At 68.5% G+C, this 17,464-nt stretch carries 14 protein-coding genes; 8 read left to right on the forward strand and 6 right to left on the reverse strand.

The genetic code is table 11. The features are described 5' to 3' along the window. Positions 1-31: 31 nt before the first annotated feature. The gene (locus DJ74_RS04285; RefSeq protein ID WP_094526469.1) at positions 32-4,297 is read right to left on the reverse strand and encodes an LAGLIDADG family homing endonuclease; all 4,266 of its coding nucleotides are present in this window, start codon (positions 4,295-4,297) and stop codon (positions 32-34) included. 428 nt (positions 4,298-4,725) lie between these two features. Here DJ74_RS04285 and DJ74_RS04290 point away from each other — a divergent pair, with 428 nt between their 5' ends. Beyond that, a complete protein-coding gene (locus DJ74_RS04290) occupies positions 4,726-4,965 on the forward strand; it encodes a hypothetical protein (protein WP_094524087.1) in 240 nt (79 codons plus the stop codon). 37 nt (positions 4,966-5,002) lie between these two features. On the opposite strand, the gene DJ74_RS04295 is transcribed toward DJ74_RS04290, so the two are convergent. Both DJ74_RS04295 and DJ74_RS04300 read right to left on the reverse strand, forming a co-directional pair. After that, complete coding sequence (locus tag DJ74_RS04295; protein ID WP_094526470.1) at positions 5,003-7,270, reverse strand: CDC48 family AAA ATPase; 2,268 nt, start codon at positions 7,268-7,270, stop codon at positions 5,003-5,005. Next, positions 7,267-7,548 carry a hypothetical protein gene (locus DJ74_RS04300; RefSeq protein WP_094526471.1) on the reverse strand — a complete coding sequence of 94 codons (282 nt, stop codon included), beginning with the start codon at positions 7,546-7,548 and terminating at the stop codon, positions 7,267-7,269. The genes DJ74_RS04295 and DJ74_RS04300 overlap by 4 nt, the downstream gene beginning before the upstream one ends. A 198-nt stretch (positions 7,549-7,746) precedes the next feature. Between DJ74_RS04300 and DJ74_RS04305 the strand changes: the two genes are divergently transcribed. The 4 genes from DJ74_RS04305 to DJ74_RS04320 all read left to right on the forward strand — a co-directional run bounded on the left by DJ74_RS04305 (position 7,747) and on the right by DJ74_RS04320 (position 11,719). Further along, entirely contained in the window at positions 7,747-8,550 is an 804-nt protein-coding gene (locus DJ74_RS04305; RefSeq protein WP_094524090.1) for an alpha/beta fold hydrolase, read from the forward strand. Positions 8,551-8,828: 278 nt separating this feature from the next. Further along, positions 8,829-9,581, forward strand: a complete 753-nt coding sequence (locus DJ74_RS04310) for a DUF2391 family protein (RefSeq protein WP_094526472.1) — start codon at positions 8,829-8,831, stop codon at positions 9,579-9,581. Positions 9,582-9,649: 68 nt separating this feature from the next. Beyond that, positions 9,650-10,042 carry an Hsp20/alpha crystallin family protein gene (locus DJ74_RS04315; RefSeq protein WP_094524092.1) on the forward strand — a complete coding sequence of 131 codons (393 nt, stop codon included), beginning with the start codon at positions 9,650-9,652 and terminating at the stop codon, positions 10,040-10,042. A gap of 3 nt (positions 10,043-10,045) precedes the next feature. Continuing rightward, positions 10,046-11,719, forward strand: a complete 1,674-nt coding sequence (locus DJ74_RS04320) for an AarF/ABC1/UbiB kinase family protein (RefSeq protein WP_094524093.1) — start codon at positions 10,046-10,048, stop codon at positions 11,717-11,719. 49 nt (positions 11,720-11,768) lie between these two features. Here DJ74_RS04320 and DJ74_RS04325 read toward each other — a convergent pair whose 3' ends face one another. From DJ74_RS04325 to DJ74_RS04335, 3 genes are all read right to left on the reverse strand, one after another. After that, entirely contained in the window at positions 11,769-12,920 is a 1,152-nt protein-coding gene (locus tag DJ74_RS04325) for a site-2 protease family protein (protein ID WP_094526473.1), read from the reverse strand. A gap of 204 nt (positions 12,921-13,124) precedes the next feature. Further along, complete coding sequence (locus tag DJ74_RS04330) at positions 13,125-13,385, reverse strand: hypothetical protein (protein ID WP_094524095.1); 261 nt, start codon at positions 13,383-13,385, stop codon at positions 13,125-13,127. A 392-nt stretch (positions 13,386-13,777) separates the two neighbouring features. Then, positions 13,778-14,629 (reverse strand): molybdopterin synthase, encoded by an 852-nt coding sequence (locus tag DJ74_RS04335; RefSeq protein ID WP_094526474.1) that lies wholly within the window; start codon positions 14,627-14,629, stop codon positions 13,778-13,780. A 143-nt stretch (positions 14,630-14,772) separates the two neighbouring features. Here DJ74_RS04335 and pyrH point away from each other — a divergent pair, with 143 nt between their 5' ends. From pyrH to DJ74_RS04350, 3 genes are read left to right on the forward strand one after another with little or no spacing between them, the layout of a single operon-like run. Then, positions 14,773-15,498 (forward strand): UMP kinase, encoded by a 726-nt coding sequence (pyrH, locus tag DJ74_RS04340; protein ID WP_094524097.1) that lies wholly within the window; start codon positions 14,773-14,775, stop codon positions 15,496-15,498. Continuing rightward, positions 15,495-17,207 carry a lysine--tRNA ligase gene (gene lysS / locus DJ74_RS04345; protein ID WP_094526475.1) on the forward strand — a complete coding sequence of 571 codons (1,713 nt, stop codon included), beginning with the start codon at positions 15,495-15,497 and terminating at the stop codon, positions 17,205-17,207. Before pyrH ends, lysS begins: the two co-directional genes overlap by 4 nt. After that, positions 17,208-17,444, forward strand: coding sequence for a hypothetical protein (locus DJ74_RS04350; protein WP_094524099.1), 237 nt, complete (start codon positions 17,208-17,210; stop codon positions 17,442-17,444). Positions 17,445-17,464 lie beyond the last annotated feature (20 nt).

Raw genomic sequence — 17,464 nt, forward strand, 5'->3', positions numbered from 1 at the left:
TCTTAACTTAACATCACCGCGCGTTCTTACCTCAGCACTCCGACCAGCCGCACGACTCGCACGTCTTGCAGCCCTCGGAGTAGTAGAGGTTCATCCCGCCGCAGTCGGGACACTCGGGCGACTCGCCCGCCGCGATCAGCTCCTGCATCGCGTCGTCGGCGTCGGCCGCGTCGTCCTCGGCCGTCCCGTTCACGTTCGGGGCGTCGGTCGCCGCGCCGGCGTCGACCGCGCCGCCGTCGGTCTGGCTCGTCGGCTCGCTCGCTAGGTCGCGCTCGACGTCGTCGAGGCTCTGCTGTTGCGGGATCCCCTTGTCGATCTCGTCGTCGAGGTAGCGCCGGAGCGCGGTGCCGATGGCGTCCGGGATCGACTGGATCTGCTCGCCCTTGTCCCAGGCGACCTTCGGGCTCCGGGTGCCCTGTAGCTCGTCGACGATCTCGTCGGGGTCCACGCCCGAGCGGAGCGCCGTCGAGATGACCTTCGCGAGCGCCTCGGTGAAGGAGTTGGTGTAGCCGCCGGAGTGGCCGATGTTCGCGAACAGCTCGAACGGCCGACCGTTCTGGTCCTCGTTGATGGTGACGTACAGCTTCCCGTACCCCGTCTCGACGCGCTGGGTGACGCCGTTCAGGGAGTCGGGACGCGGGCTGCGCTCGCTGTAGTCGATCTGCGGCTGCTCGCTGGCCTCCAGCAGGTCCGCGATCTCCGTGTCGATCGCCGCCTGCACGTCCTCGTTCTCGAGGAACGCCTCGACGCCGCCGAACACCTCGCCGATCTGCTCGACGATCGCCTCGGCCGCCTCGCTCTCGTCGGCGAACTCCGTGTTCTTCGCGCGCGTCGTGAGCACCTGCTTCGAGCGGGTGCCGTCGCGGTAGACGGTGACGCCCTTCCCGCCGTGGTCGTAGATGTAGCGGTACACCTCTTCCATCTCCTCGGCAGTGGCGTCGTTCGGGAAGTTACACGTCTTCGAGATGGCGGAGTCGACGCCCTCCTGGCAGGCGCACTGGACCGCCGCGTGCTGTTTGCCCGAGAGGTCGCCGGTGACGACGAACAGCTCGCCGATCGCGTCCGGAACCGTCTCTAACCCGTCAACGCCGTCGAACTCGTTGGTCGCCATCTGCTCTTGAGCCTCCTGCTTGACGGCGTCGACGTCGACGTCGTTCTCCTCTAAGGTGCGCAGGAAGTAGTCGTCGAACTCGACGAGCATCTCGTCGCCCTGGACGTCGTCGGAGACGTTCTTGTAGTAGGCGACGTTGTAGATCGGCTCGCAGCCGCCGGTGGTGTTCCCGATCATCGACGTCGTGCCCGTGGGCGCGATCGTCGTCGTGTTGTGGTTGCGGATCGGGAAGCCGTCCGCCCACTCGTCGGCGTCGAGGCCGGTGTAGTGCTCGAACCAGTCGCGGTGCTCGGTGGGGTTCGCGTACTTCGACTCGTCCCAGTCGTTGAACACGCCGCGCTCCTCGGCGAGCTCGTGGGAGGTCTGCTTCGACGCGTGGTTGATGTGGGTCATCAGCTGGCGGGCGACCTCGTTGCCCTCTTCGGTGCCGTACTGAATCCCGAGCTGGATGTACAGCTGAGCGAGCCCCATCACTCCGAGCCCGATCTTCCGCATGTCGCGGACCTTCTGCTCGATCTTCTCGACCGGGAAGTCCGACATCGTCACGACGTTCTCGAGGAAGCGGGTGCCGTAGTCGATCCGCTCGTCGAACTCCTCGAAGTCGATGGCTTCCTGTAAGAACGCCGACATGGCGGCCTCCTTCGACTCGTACTCGTCGGCGTGCGCCTCGGACCAGACGCGCCAGTCCGGCGCGTCCTGCGCCGCGAGCGTCGAGAGGTTGATGTGACCGAGGTTACACGCCTCGTACTCCTCCAACGGTTGCTCGCCGCAGTTGTGGACCACGAGACCGTTCGCGACGAACGAACTCGTCTCAGGCTCCGTCAGGTCGTAGACGGCCTCGTGGCCGTCGTCCTCGACTGCGGAAACGGTCGCTTCGAATCCCTCGCTGTACGGTCCGCGGTCGTAGTTCGCGAGACGCTCGTCGAGTGCGTCCTGTTTCGAGTCGAGAAGGAATCCGATCTCCTCCGCGAAGCGGACGAGGTTGTCCTTCGAGACGACGAGATCGTGGTCGGCCTGTCGCTCGTATTCCGCAGTTCCGCCGTTTCCGTCGGGCATCTCCTGAACGCCCTCCTCGTGGCGCTCCTCGTAGATCTTGCTGAAGATCCCGAAGTTGAGCAGGAGTTGCTGGACTTCTGTTAACAGGTCGGTGCTCGTGCTCGTGAGTCGGACGGAGACGCCCTTTTCGACGTTCCCCTGAACGCCCCCGTCAGCGGAGAACAGCGCACGGAGGTACCCGCGTGCCATCTCCTCGCTCCCGCGCATCACTGCCTCAGGCACCTGATGCTTCTGATCGGCTAAGCCGGCTTCCTCGGCGTACTCGTACAGTCGAGCCGAGCGGATCCGCTGCTCGACGGCCTGCGCGCCGCGGTAGTCGTCACCCCTGGCGATCTCGCTGACGCCGACCTCGTAGTCGGCGTTACCGACGGGATCGCGAACGATCTCGTTCACGTCGGCCGTGAACGACTCCGAGACCTCGGCGTCCTCGTCGTAGAAGTTGAGGACGGCGCGCTCCTTTCCGGTCTTGAGATGGCCGTCACCGACCATCCAGCCGAGTACGCGACCCTCTGCCGCTGTTCCGTGCTGGCCGAAGGAGCCTTTCCGGTTCTGGATGTGGACCGTGTCGCCGGCGTCGAGGTTGCCGGCTTCCACCCACCCGTCACCCGTCATGACCCGATGATCGGAAGTGAGGCGGAGTTCGTACCCCTCCTCGGTCGTGAGCTTATAAACGTCCTTCTCGCCGGTCTTGTAGACGCTGCTCGCTTCTTTGAGCGTCTCCTCGCTGAGGCGACCATCGACGACGACGTCGCGTGCGACTCCCTGTTCGTAGAGTTCCTCGGCTTCGACGAGCCCGTTTTCGGTGCTGATCAAGGTGTCACCGGTGACACAGGGGTTCGTCGCGAGGATGCGGTGGTCCGGGTGCTCCTCCACGTCGAAGGAGTGCTCTTTGTTCACCCGTTCGAGGTAGATGACGCCCGGCTCGCCGTTCTCGTGGGCGCCCTCGATCATGTCGTCCCACAGCTCCTGGGCCGGGATCGACAGCACTTCGCCGACCTCGACGTGCTCGCCGAGACCGAACATGTCGTAGATCTCCTTCGTCTCGGGCGTCGCGACGTGGGGCTCCTCGGTGCGCGGGTTGGTGAAGGTGAACTCCTCGTCGTTGTACAGCGCCTCCATGAAGTCGTCGGTGACGCCGACGCTGATGTTGAAGTTCGACAGGTGACCCTCGACCGCGTTCCGGAGGTGTTCGGGCACCTTTCCGTCCTCGTCGATCAGCTCGCGGGCCTCCTCCAAGGCGTCCGCGAAGGAGTTGTGCGTGAAGTCGTCGGGGTCGTTCAGCCGCAGCGAGTGAGCCAGGGAGACGTCCTTGTTCTTCGCGTGGATGAACTGGATGACGTCCGGGTGCGAGACGCGCATGACGCCCATCTGAGCGCCGCGGCGCGCGCCGCCCTGCGCGATCGTCTCGCACATCTGGTCGAACGTCCGCATGAACGTGATCGGGCCGGAGGCGATGCCGCCGGTCGAGCCGACGGAGTCGCCGTAGGGGCGGAGCTTCCAGAACGCGTACCCCATGCCGCCGCCGGACTGGAACACCTCGGCCGCCTCCTTGGCGGTCTGGTGGATGTCGGTGATGTCGTCGTCGGGGGAGTCGACGAAGCAGGCCGAGAGCTGCTGGAGCTCGTCGCCCGCGTTCATCAGGGTCGGCGAGTTCGGCATAAAGGAGAGCCGCTCCATCCCGTCGCGGAACCGGTCCGCGGTCGCCTCCACGTGGTCGCGCACGCTCTCGGGGAGCTCGGGAACGACGGTGTCGTACGCGAACTTGTTGACGTTGTGCGCGGTCAGCGTCGTCTCCGCCTCGTCCTCGGCGGTGGTGCCGGCGCCGAACACCTCCTCCGCCAGTTCGTTCCGGCGGGGGTGGTCGGGCTTCAGCTGGTCGGGCGTGACGGTGACCTCGACGCCCTGCTTCTCGGCCTCGAAAACGGCCTCCGCGAGCGCGACGTTGCGCGCGACGCGGTCGAACAGCTCCTCGGGGTTCTCGATCGTCTCGCCGTCCGCGTTCTTCCGGAGGTAGCGCGCGGGCAGGATGTTGTGATAGGCGTTGGCGGTGAGACGCTCCTCCATCGTCTCGCCCGTTGTTCGTTTGATCGGCAGTTCGAGTTCGTCGGCGGCGACGCCGTCGTTGCTCATTCGACGGCCACCCCGCTCGGTTGACGTGCGTTCTGGCTCATATATCGTGTCTACGTACTGTCGCAGCAGGCCCTTTTGTGTTCCGCTCCCGGCCCGGATAGGTGACTACCTGTTCGATTCGGTATGTAATTCCCGGTCCGCGTGTCTGACGCCGGATTCGATTACGTTACATCTGAACGTGTTCCGGACACATAAGCGTAGCCAGACCAGAGTGAAACTGATACTCAAGGCGCGAAATCGACCGAAGTAACGGTCTCCGCATCGGAACAAAAGGGGGGTTACTCGCACCGATTTTCCGGCGTTATGCTCCGTGTTACCGCGGTCCCGTCGGCCGGGAGCGTGAGACTCCGGCCTCATCGGCGCAGTATTTGCCGGCTCACCTATCAGATTTCAATAACCGACGGACCGCGGCTCCTCCCCACAAGCTTATGCCCGACGTGCTCGTGGGGCCGGACATGACCGCTTCGCTCGCCGCGTTGGCATCGTCGCTCCCGCTTCAGGCCGGACTCCTCGCCAGCCAAGCGGGACAGCTGCTCGTCGCGCTCGTCGCCGTCGCGATCGTTATCGTCGTCGGTAAGTTCGTGCTGAAGCTCGCGTGGCGCCTAGTCACGATCGGCATCGTCCTCGTCGCCGTGTTCTTCCTGCTGTCGACGGCGGGGATTATTTAAAGAAAACTGCTCCCGACCGAGCCGACCGACGCTCCGACTACTGGAACGCGGTGCCGGGCTCGGCGTCGGTGCGGTCGACGTCCGACCGCTCGAACTGCTTTTCGATCTCCTCGTAGCGCTCCCGCGTCTCGGGGGTGACGCTCGGGTTCACCTCGCCGAGGGCGTCCTCGAAGTGCGCCATCGTCACGCGGACGTTGCCGACGGACTCCCCGACTTCCTCGCGCGTGACGCTGCCGATGAACTCCCGGGAGGCGTTCATCGAGGCCTCGCGGGCGACCGCTTCGAGGTCGGCGCCGACGTACCCCTCGGTCTTCCGTGCCAGCGCGTCGAGGTCGACGTCGTCGGCCAGCGGCTTGTTCCGGGTGTGGACCTCCAGGATCTTCCGGCGGGCCTCCTCGTCCGGCACGGGCACGTGCACGTGGCGGTCCAGGCGGCCGGGCCGGAGCAGCGCCGAGTCGATGAGGTCCGGGCGGTTCGTCGTCGCGATGACGACCACGTCCTCCAGCGACTCGAGCCCGTCGAGCTCCGTCAGCAGCTGCGAGACGACGCGTTCGCCGACGCCGGAGTCGCCGGAGTTCTTGCCGCGCTCGGTCGCGATCGAGTCGATCTCGTCGAAGAACACGATGGTCGGCGCGTTCTCGCGGGCCTTGCTGAACACCTCGCGGACGCCCTTCTCGGACTCGCCCACGTACTTGTTCAGCAGTTCGGGCCCCTTGATCGAGATGAAGTTCGACTCCGCCTCGTTGGCGACGGCCTTCGCGAGCAGGGTCTTCCCCGTGCCCGGCGGGCCGTACATCAGGACGCCCTTGGCGGCCTGCATGTCGAGCTCCTCGAACACCTCGGGGTACTCCAGCGGCCACTGGATCGTCTCGCGGAGCCGCTCTTTGGTCCCCTCCAGACCGCCGACCCGGTCCCAGGAGACGTCCGGGACCTCGACGAACACCTCGCGGAGCGCGGAGGGCTCGATGCCCTTCATCGCCTCCTTGAAGTCGCTCTCGGTGACCTGGATGGAGTTCAGCACGTCGGCGTCGATCTCGTCGCTCTCTAAGTCGAGCTCGGGCCGGATCCGGCGCAGCGCGTGCATCGCGGACTCCTTCGCGAGCGACTCGAGGTCGGCCCCGACGAAGCCGTGGGTGTTCTCCGCGTACTCGTCGAGGTCGATTCCCTCGACCAGCGGCATGTTCCGCGTGTGGACCTGCAGGATCTCCTTGCGGCCGTCGCGGTCGGGGACGCCGACCTCGATCTCGCGGTCGAAGCGACCGCCGCGGCGGAGCGCGGGGTCGATGGCGTCGACGCGGTTCGTCGCGCCGATGACGACGACCTCGCCGCGCTCTTCGAGCCCGTCCATCAGCGAGAGCAGCTGGGCCACGACGCGCCGTTCGACGTCGCCGCCGGCCTCCTCGCGCTTGGGCGCGATCGAGTCGAGCTCGTCCATGAAGATGATCGAGGGCGCCTCCTCCGAGGCCTCCTCGAAGATCTCACGGAGCTGCTCCTCGCTCTCGCCGTAGTACTTCGACATGATCTCCGGGCCGGAGATGTTGTGGAAGCTGGCGTCGATCTCGTTGGCGACGGCCTTCGCGATCAGCGTCTTCCCCGTGCCCGGCGGGCCGTGCAGGAGCACGCCCTTCGGCGGGTCGATGCCGAGCCGCTTGAACAGCTCCGGGTGCCGCATCGGCAGCTCGATCATCTCGCGGACCTGTTCGAGCTCGCCGTCGAGCCCGCCGATGTCCTCGTAGGTGACGTCCGGGCCTTCGCTGGCCCCGTCGCCGCTCCCGCCGCGCTCGGCGAGCTCCTCGGCGGGGACCTCCGAGATCTCGATCTCGGTGTCGTCGGTGATGACGACGGTCCCCGACGGCGTCGTCGAGGCGACCTTCATCGGCACCGCCTGCGACTGGCCGCCCATCAGGCCGAAGCCCATCGACGTGCGGATCGTCTGCCCTTCGGTCACCGGCTGTCCGGAGAGCTTGTCGCGGATGAACGGGGCGATCTGCCCGCGCACGCGGAGCTGGCTCGGGAAGGCGATCGTGACCGACTCCGCCCGGGAGACGTCGACCGACTCGACCGTCACGCGGTCGTCGATACCGACGTTGGCCTCCTGACGGAGCCGTCCGTCGATACGCACGACGCCGCTTCCGTCGTCCTCGGGGTAGCCGGGCCAGACGCGGGCGATCGCGGCCCCGTCCGGGCCCTCGACGCGGACGATGTCGCCGCCGGAGAGCCCCAGCTCTTCGGCCGCGACGCGGTCGATCGCCGCGAGGCGGCGGCCGGCGTCCTTCTGTTTGAGCGGTCTGACAGTGAGTTTCATCGCTCGCCCTCCACGGTGTCGTCCTCGACCGTTTCGCCCTCGACCGTGATCACGCCGTTCGCGACCGCGGTCGACGCGGCCGGTCCCGGCAGTTCGAACTCCGACTCGACCGGTTCGCCGTCGCCCTCGACGACGACGATCGCCGTCTCGCCGACCGTGTCGACGCTCACGTTCGCGGCGTCGGCGCCCAGATCGGCGGCGACGATCCACCCGTCCTCGTACTCGAACCGGCGGAGCAGCGGACCGTCGCCGGTCGATCGGGTCTGTTGGTGATTCATGCTAACTACAAGTTAGGCGCGAGACTATATAAACCCGTCGCTAAAAATCGCATGACGTGAGATCTCACGAACGTATCGGTAGTGTTGCGGTTCGGGGTCGTTTCGGGGGGCGTCGACGGTCGTTCCCTCCTCGGATCCTCTCGCTCGCCGGCGCCGTCCGCCGGGCGTCTTATGACCGAGCGCGCGGGAGACGGGGGCATGCAGCGAGTCACCCACGACGGGCGCGACACCGCGTATCGCGTCTCCGACCGCGGCGGCGACGGGCCGACGGTCTGCTTCGTCCACGGGAGCGGCGGGAGCAAAGACGTCTGGAAGGCGCAGGCGCGCCTGAGCGACCGGTTCCCGACCGTCGCGCTCGACCTCTCGGGGCACGGCGACAGCGACGACGTCGACGAACCGGCCGGGGCCGAGACGCTCGACGCCTACGCGGACGACGTCGTCGCCGTCGCGGAGGCGACCGGGGCGACCGTCCTCTGCGGCAACTCCCTCGGCGGCGCCGTGGCCCTGTGGATCGCGCTGGAGCGCGACCTCCCGCTCGACGGGCTCGTCCTCGCGGGCACGGGCGCGAAGCTCGCGGTCGCCGAGCCGCTGTTGGACGCGCTCGAGACGGAGTTCGACCGGGCGATCGACCTGCTCCACGAGCCCGACCGCCTCTTCCACGACGCGCCGGCCGAGTACGTCGAGCTCTCCCGCGCCGGCATGCGGGAGTGCGGTCGGGCGGTCACCGAGCGCGACTTCCGGACCTGCCACGCGTTCGACGTCCGCGACCGTCTCGACGAGATCGCGTCGCCGTCGCTCGCGGTCGTCGGCGAACACGACGCGCTCACGCCGCCGGCGTACCACGACTACCTCGCGGACCGGATCGACGACTGCGAGCGCGCGGCGATCGAGGGGGCCGCACACCTCGCGATGCTGGAACGCCCCGCCGCGTTCAACGCGGCGCTCTCGTCGTTCCTCGGGCGTCGCTCGGCGGACGAGTCAAGCGACGGCGGGACTCGCTGAGGCGCGGCTCCCGCGAGCAGCGGCGGTCAGGGTGGGAACCGACGGGGCGAGGGGTTCACGTCGAAAGGGGGGACGCCCCGTTTCGAAACGAGTGGATCGGACAGTCGTCGCCGCGCGGTACCGTCGACGGTCGATGGCTGCGTGGTCCGGTCCTCGATGTCGTCGGCACTCACCTCGTGCCACGTGTTACCATTCCAGTATTAATAAACGATTCGCCGTCTCCACCGCCGCGCCGCCCGTCGGTACGCTTTTGCGACGCCGGCGTCGACCGATCGGCAATGGACGGCGACGACTCGGGACGACGGTCCGTCGGATCGAGCTCGCCTCCCGACCCGGAGCGATCGGCGGGGCCGACGGGTGACGCGGACGAGCGCCGCCTCTCGAACGGCCCGCGCGGTCCCGAGAACCCCGACATCAACGACCTGCTCGCGAAGCTCGACGCGCTGAGCGACACCGTCGACGAGGGCCACGAGCGGGAGAAAGTCCGTCAGACCATCTCGCTCGTCGAGCGGATGCCCGGAAGCTCGGCGTTTCGGACCCGGATCACGAAGTACACCTCGCGGGACTTGGCCGAGGCGTTCGTGGGCTCGGTCCTCTTCGCGCTCCCCCTGCTCGTCGAGGGTGGCGTCTTCGAGATCGCGGCGTGGTTCGCCGCGGCCACGCCGGGCGGCGTTCCCGTCTTCCTGCTCGTCCACGTGGGGTTCGTGCTGGTCATGACCGCCGGGCTGCTGTACTTCGCCGACTTCCGGCAGATCGAGATCAGCCACCCGATCCTCGGGATCGTCCCGCGGCGCTACGCCGGGATCCTGCTCGTCTCGCTGTTCACCTCGGTCCTCATGATGGTCCTTTGGGGCCGGCTCCACGAGGGCGACCCGGGCGCCCTCGAACGGGTCTCCCGCGTGGCGTTCGTCTGGGCCGGGGCCGCGTTCGGCGCGAGCCTCGGCGACATCCTGCCGGGTGAATCGCAGGGGAGGGATATCGAGCACCTCGACCTGACCGGCCTCGATCTGGAGTTCAGCCGCGACGACTGAGCCGCCGACCCCTCCGTCTCGGTCCCCGTTTCCACACCTTTTTCGCCGCGGCGACCGTACCCGTATACATGTCAGCGTTACGTGAAGCGCTCCGGGACCTCCCGGACGCGGTGTTTGCGGACCTGCTCGAATCAGACGACGGGTACGTCCTCGTCGTCGACCTCCCCGGCGCGACCTCCGAGACGACCGAAGTCCTCTCCGAGGACGGTCGGATCGTCATCGAGGGGCGCCGCGAGAAGGGGGTCCCCGAGGGGTTCCGCTACGTCCGCGAGGACCGTCCCCTGTTCCTCGACGCGGAGCTCCCGCTCCCGGGGGACGCCGACGGGACCGGCGCGGACGCCGAGATGGACCGCGGGGTGCTCGAGGTCACGATCCCGAAGCGGACCGGAGACACCTCCCGTACCATCCCGGTCGACGACGCCGACGGGGACGCCGACTCCGACGACGAGGCCGACGCCTGACGGGTGGTCACGCTGGTCAACCTTCGCGCCTACTGGCGGTTCTTCGTGGTCGTCCGGCGGTTCTCGCCGCTGATCGTCGCCTACTGGCGGGACCGGAAGCGGTTCCTCCTGTTCGGCGGGAGCCGCGACGTCGACGCGGAGACCCAGCGCGAGCGCGCCGCCGTCCTCCTCGACATCCTGCTCACCCTCGGTCCGACGTTCATCAAGCTCGGCCAGATCCTCTCGACCCGGCCCGACATCCTCCCGCCGGCGTACATCGAGGTGCTGGAAGGGCTCCAAGACGACGTGCCGCCGGCCCCGTGGGAGGAGTCGAGGGTCGTCCTCGAAGAGGAGTTCGGCCCCGTCGACGAGACGTTCGACGACTTCGACCGCGACCCGATAAGCGGCGCGAGCCTCGGACAGGTGTACACCGCCCGCTACGAGGGCAACGACGTCGCCGTGAAGGTCCGCCGGCCGGGGATCGAGTCGCTGGTCGAGGCCGACCTCCGGACGATCCGCTGGTCGATCCCGCTCGTCAAGCGGTTCACCGGTAGCGGGCGGGCGTTCTCGCTGGAGAACCTCGCCGACGAGTTCGCGAAGACGATCCGCGAGGAGATGGATTACAAGCGCGAACGCGAGATGCTCGAGGAGATCCGCGCCAACTTCGACGACAACGACCGGATCCGGATCCCCACCGCCTACGAGGAGGTCTCCGGGCCGCGAGTGCTCACGATGGAGTACGTCCCGGGGGTGAAGATCAACCGGCTCGACGAGCTCGACGCCGCGGGATTCGACCGCAACGCCATCGCCGAGACGCTCCAGGAGGTGTACCTCCAGATGATCATCGACGACGGCGTGTTCCACGCGGACCCCCATCCCGGGAACCTCGCCGTCGACGACGACGGCACCGTGATATTCTACGACTTCGGAATGGCCGGGCGCGTGGACCCGTTCATCCAGGAGAAGATCGTCGAGTTCTACGTCGCGGTCGCCCGGCAGGACATCGACGGCATCCTCGACACGCTCATCGCGATGGGCACCCTCTCGCCGGAGGCCGACCGCGAGGTGATGGGGAACGTGATGGAACTGGCCATCGCCGACGCCAGCGGCGAGGACATCGAGCAGTACCAGGTGAACCAGATCATCGAACAGGTGGAGTCGACCATCTACGAGTTCCCCCTCCGGCTCCCGCCGGACCTCGCGCTCGTGTTGCGCGTCGCGACCGTCGTCGAGGGGGTCTGCGTCACGCTCGACCCCGAGTTCGACTTCATCTCCACGGCGACGGAGTACCTCAGGGACGAGGGGTACTACGAGCAGACCGCCCGCGACCTCGCCGAGGGCGCCGGGCGACAGGTCCAGCGCACCACCGAGGCGCTGTTCACCGTCCCGCCGAAGGCCGACGACTTCCTCGAACGGGCGAACCGGGGCGACCTCCACGTCGACGTCACGATCGACGACGACTCGAACGTCCTCGACAAGCTCGCGATGCGGATCGCCTACTCGGTGCTGCTCGCGGTCGGCGTCCTCTCCGCGACGATCCTCTACTCGTTCGCCGACGCGTGGCGGCTCGCCGGCGTCGTCCTCCTGCTCGCCGTCCCGCTGGCGATCGCGCTCTACCGCTCGTTCCGGAAGAAGCGCGGCCTCCGGGCCACGCCGCAGTTCACCAGGCAGGGGATGAAGCAGCGCCGCGACGACTGAGCCGGGGACCGTCGCGCCCTCCCGTCGACGCGCCGAGCCCGTCCGCCGGTCAGCCGGAGACGACCTGAATCGGGACGAGCAGGAAGCAGAGCGCCCCGAGCGCGAACGTCGCGAGACCGACGGCGAGCCGCGGCCAGCCGATCCGCTCGTCCTCGGCCGGGTTCGCCGGGCCGTTGAACGCGATGACGAGCGCGAACAGGCCCCAGAACCCCCACAGGCCGACCGACTCGTCGATTCCGAGGCCGCGCCAGAAGTAGAGGTACGCGGCGATCGAGAAGAGGGCGCCGGGGACGAGCGCCGCGATCGTCTCCTGCCGCGGGCCGACCATCGCGCGGACCATGTGGCCCCCGTCGAGCTGACCGACGGGCAGGAGGTTCAGGAGGGTGAAGAACATCCCGACCCAACCGCCGATCACCACCGGGTGCGCCGTGAGCGCCGGGTCCTCGTACCCCGTCGGCTGGCCGATGAGGTCGGCGATGATCTCCAGCAGCGGCGGGTTGTTGAAGCGGATCATCGTTCCGGAGGCGTTCGCGAGCTCCGCCGGGACGCGGATCGGGTCGAGCGAGAGACCGATGACGGTGACGACGACGGTGGCGACGAGTCCCGCGATCGGTCCGGCCGCGCCGATGTCGAACAGCACCTTCCGGGAGGGCATCCGCCCGCGCATCCGGATCACCGCTCCGAGCGTCCCGAAGGGGAAGAAGAAGGGGATGACGTACGGCAGCGAGACGCTGACTCCGTGGTATCGACCGGCGGCGTAATGCCCGAGCTCGTGCGTCATCAGCACGCCGAGCACGGCCGCGGTGAACGGCCACGCTTGCAGTATCGTCAGGGGGTTCGCGGCGATCTCCTCCCAGCCGACGTAGTACCAGCCGTACGCGCCGACGAACAGGGTGGAACACACCGTCGCCGCGAACAGGACGACGTTGAGCCACGGCACCCCGTCGCGCCCGCGGTCGAAGGGCGTCGCGACGACGACGTGACCGTCGCCGTCGGCCTCGAGGTCGACCTCGTAGCCGGCGTCTCGGAACGGCGGGACCAGCTTCCGCAGCAGGGTGCGTTCCGGGACGTACGACTTCCCGACGTACCGGACGCGCCCGTCGTCTCGACGGATCTCGTCCACCCTGAAGAACGTCCGCAGCGGCTCCGGACGCGGGACGTCGGCCGCGGCCGACGCCTCCCCGTCCTCGTGTTCTGGCATCGTCGGTCGTAACTGGTCGGCGAGTATAAACCCCGCGTCGCCAGCGGCGCGCCTCGAACCGCGGCGCCGCCGACCGACGCTACGCGTCGTCGGAGCGGTTCGGAAACGGTCGACCCCCGGAGAGCGGGGGCCGCGTTGGGGGAGAAAGCGGGGACGCGCGTGAGCGCGTGGTTTGCCGCCGCCGGGCGGGCTCGAAGGTCCTCGTCAGGCGGGCTCGATGCGCCAGGTCGTCGCGCCAGTGTACGACCACTTCTCGACGGTGAGCTCGGTGGCGGAGTCGCGGAGCTTCACCATCAGGGCGCCGATCTCCTTCGGCGAGAGGTCGACGTCGTCGGAGATGAACTTCCCCTTGAAGTACATCTCGCCGTCCTCGGCGCGGTCGAGCAGGTACCGCTTCAGCCGCTCTTCCTTGCTGAGGTCGTCGGTTGGGTTCGCGTTCGCGGAGGGATTTGCAGTCGCGCTCATGGTACACCCTCCGATTGCTCCCGGAGGATGTTATAAAGGTGCGACCGTTGGACGGTGTTCAGCGGCTTTTGCGGCGTTTTAGACGGGGGACATCGGCTAAAACGTGTCTGACAGACCGTTCACAAAAGCCTCTGAACGGCTTAGATATTTCATAACCCGTTTTGAAGCCGTAATACGCAGTTCACTTATCGACGGTTATGCCGCGGCGATGGATCGGTAATTCTCGGCTTAACCAGCGTATATTGCCGGTAAATATCCCGCCCCGACCCCGCGCTCGCGGTCCGCGCGGCCGGTCGCCGGCCAGACGCGGGGCCGATATTCGGTCAGTTGTGCGGCCGAGGAACAGTCAGATGCCCTGTCGAGGACCGGCCACTCGCGCGGGCGAGAGCCGATCAGTCACGCCGGTGAACCCAGAACTCCTCGGCCTCGGTCGTCTCCTTCTTGAAGATCGGTACCTCGTCTTTCAGCCGGTCGATCCCGTCCTCGACGGTGCGGAACGCCTCCCGACGGTGCCCCGCTAGAACGACGACGAAGACGATGTCCTCGCCCGCCTCGATAACGCCGGTCCGATGGTGCATTCGGACGTCGAACACGCCGTCGCGCTCGGTCAGTTCGGCCGCGATCGCGTCCATGCGCTCCGCGGCGACCCCCTCGTACTTCTCGAAGGCCAAGTGGGTGGTGCGGTCGTCGCCGGGCGCGTCCCGCGCCCGGACGCGGCCGGTGAACGTCGCGATCGCTCCCGACCGGTCCGCGTCGGCGGACGCCTCGACCCGCCGCACGAGCGTCTCGCGCGTGATCCACGGCTCCGCGGCGTCGGCGTCGGCGACGAGGCGGTCGAGGTCGACGCCGCCGGGCGCGTCGGCGGCGGCGATGACCGTCCCGGGCACGTCTTCCGGTTCCGCGTCCGCTCCGAGCAGGACCGTCGGCACGCGCAGTCTGGAGTCGCCGACCGCGACGAGGTACTCGTGATCGGGCGCGAGCCCGTCGAGGAACGCGTCGAGCCCGTCGACTCGCCCGCGGCCGGTCCACTCGCCGTCGCTCGCGAGCGATACCTCGGTGTCGGCGCCGGTCCGGTCCCGCGGCGACTCGACCGCGACGCCGCCGTCGGTGGCCCCGTCGCTCGCGCCGTCCCCGCCGTCGGCGCCGTCCGCATGACTCACAACGGCGGTCCGGCCGTCGAGTCGGTCGGTGAGCGCCCCGGCCAGGTCCGCCGCGCCGGGCCCCACGATCGCTATCGGTTGCATACACGAAGGCGGGGTGCGAGCGGCTTAGGCGTTTCCCGCCGATGCGCCGAGCGCCCGCGTCCGTCGACGCGGCGACCGCCTCGGAAACCGGCGGCGTCCGGCCTTGATAATCCTTAAGAGCGAGACAGGGGTATGCGACGGTAATGAGAGTCGTCGTTTCTATCGGCGGGAGCGTGCTCGCGCCCGATCTCGACCCCGATCGGGTGGCCGCGTACGCCGAGACGATCGAGCGGATTGCCGCCGACGGCTGCGAGGTGGGCATCGTCGTCGGCGGCGGCGGAGTCGCGCGAGAGTACATCGAGACGGCGCGGGACCTCGGCGCCAACGAGGTCGAACTCGACCAGCTCGGCATCGGCACCACTCGGCTCAACGCCCGCCTGCTGATCGCCGCGCTCGACGGCCGCGCGAACCTCTCGCCGGCGACGGGGTACGACGAGGCCGCCGCGGCGCTCCGTCGCGGCGAGGTGTCGGTGATGGGCGGCGTCACCCCCGGGCAGACGACCGACGCGGTCGCCGCGGCGTTCGCCGAGTCCGTCGACGCCGACCTCCTCGTGTACGCGACGAGCGCGAACGGCGTGTACGACGCCGACCCCAACGCCGACCCGGACGCGACGCAGTTCGGATCGATGTCGCCGGCGGAGCTCGTCGACGTCGTGCTCCCGATGAGTCGGGACGCCGGCGCCTCCGCCCCCGTGGACCTGCTCGCGGCCAAGCTGATCGACCGGGCGGGGATCCGCTCGATCGTCCTCGACGGCACGGACCCGGGCGCGGTCGTCGACGCCGCGCTCCGGGGCGACCACACCGGTACCGACGTGGTCCCGACCGCCAGCGACGAGCCGACGTACTGGACGGGGGGCGGCGACGCATGAGCGCCGACGACTCCCCTCACATCCTCTCCGAGCAGGCGCGGGACGCCGCCGGTGCGACGGGGACGGGCGAGGAGGCCGACGGGGCTGAGGGGGACGGCGACTTCCGCGCCTTCTGGGCCGACGTCGTCGCCGACGAGATCGAGGCGCGCGACCCCGACGAGCCGATCGTGATCAAGGGCGGCGTCTCCCCGTCCGGCGTCGCGCACCTCGGCAACTTCAACGAGATCATGCGGGGGTACTTCGTCGCCGCCGTGCTCCGCGAGCGCGGCCGCGAGGTCCGGCAGGTGTTCTCCTCTGACGACAAGGACCCGCTCCGCAAGCTCCCGCGGAAGCTGGCGAACGCCGACGGCGAGATCGTCGGCCTCGGCGAGGTGGACGCGGGCGCGCTCGGCCGCAACCTCGGGAAGCCGTACACCGCGATCCCGGACCCGTTCGGCGAGCGAGAGTCGTACGCGGCCCACTTCGCCGCCCTCCTGAAGGCCGACGCCGACCGGCTGGGGGTCCCCGTCGAGATGGTCTCGAACACGGAGCTGTACGCCGACGGCGACTTCGACGACGTCACCCGGACGGTCCTCTCCGATCTTGACGGCGTCCGCGAGGTCCTCTCTCAGTACCAAGACAAGGTCGACGGCGAGTACGTCCCGTTCAATCCGATCTGCGCGGAGTGCGGGAAGGTGACCGAGACCGTCGTCGACGTCGACCTCGACGCGGAGACCGTCGACTACGTCTGCACCGACATGGAAGTCGGCGACGAGGTCATCGAGGGCTGCGGCCACGAGGGGACCGCGACGTTCCGGGAGGGGAAGCTCCCGTGGCGCCTCGAGTGGCCCGGTCAGTGGGAGGTGCTCGGCGTCGACTTCGAGCCGTTCGGTAAGGACCACGCGGAGGGGTCGTGGCCTTCGGGCGTCGACGTCGCCCGGAACGTCCTCGGGGTCGAGCCGCCCGTCCCGATGGTGTACGAGTGGTTCACGCTCAACGGGGAGCCGCTCTCCTCGTCGGCGGGTAACGTCGTCACCGTTCCGGAGCTGCTCGACCTGATCGAGCCCGAGGTGCTCCGCTACTTCTTCGCGCTCCACCCGAAGAAGGCCCGCGACCTCGACGTCGAACGGCTCGACCAGCTCGTCGACCGCTTCGACCGCTTCGAGCGGGCGTACTTCGGCGAGGTGGACGACGAGGACCTGACCGCCTTCGCCGAGCGCGCCTACCCCTTCGTCGTCGGCCGCGCCGACGATCCGCCGACGGAGCGACCCGTCAGGCTCCCGTACACGTTCGCGGCCGTCCTCGGGATGGTCGACGACCCCGACTTCCGCGAGCGGCTCGCCCGCGACGAGGGGCACATCCCAGAGGACGCCTCCGAGGAGGTCGTCGCGGCCGCGCTCGGCCGCGTCGAGAAGGCGCGCAACTGGGCCGAGCGCACCGAAAACGAGTACGACTACCGGCTCCAGACCGACCTGCCGGACGCCGCGTTCGACGACGACGTGGCCGCCGCGCTCGACGACCTCGCCGACTTCGTCGCCGCGGGCCACGACGGCGACGCGATCCAGGCGGAGATGTACGAGACGGCGCGCGCGCACGACGTCGAGGTCGGCGACTTCTTCGCGGCCGGCTACCGGCTCTTCTTCGACGACACGCAGGGGCCCCGGCTCGGCGAGTTCCTCGGCGAACTGGAGCGCGACTACGTCGTGGCCCGGCTCCGTCGGGAGGCGTAGATGCCCGAGGACCGCTCGCTCGACGAGTTCGCCGGCGACGCGGACGGAGAGCCGTCCGACGGCGGTACCGAGCGGGAGGCCGACGCCGACGCCGCAGAGTCGATCGACGCCGACCCGGCGACGTCGACCGCGACGTGGACGACCGACGGCGGCGCCTGCGACCGATGCGGGGAGTCGGTCGCGCGGCGCTGGCTCGACGACGGCGCCCTCGTCTGTACCGCCTGTAAGGAGTGGTGACCGTCGTGTTAACTTAAGCA

The organism is Halorubrum sp. Ea8, assembly GCF_002252925.1.
Classification (GTDB): domain Archaea; phylum Halobacteriota; class Halobacteria; order Halobacteriales; family Haloferacaceae; genus Halorubrum.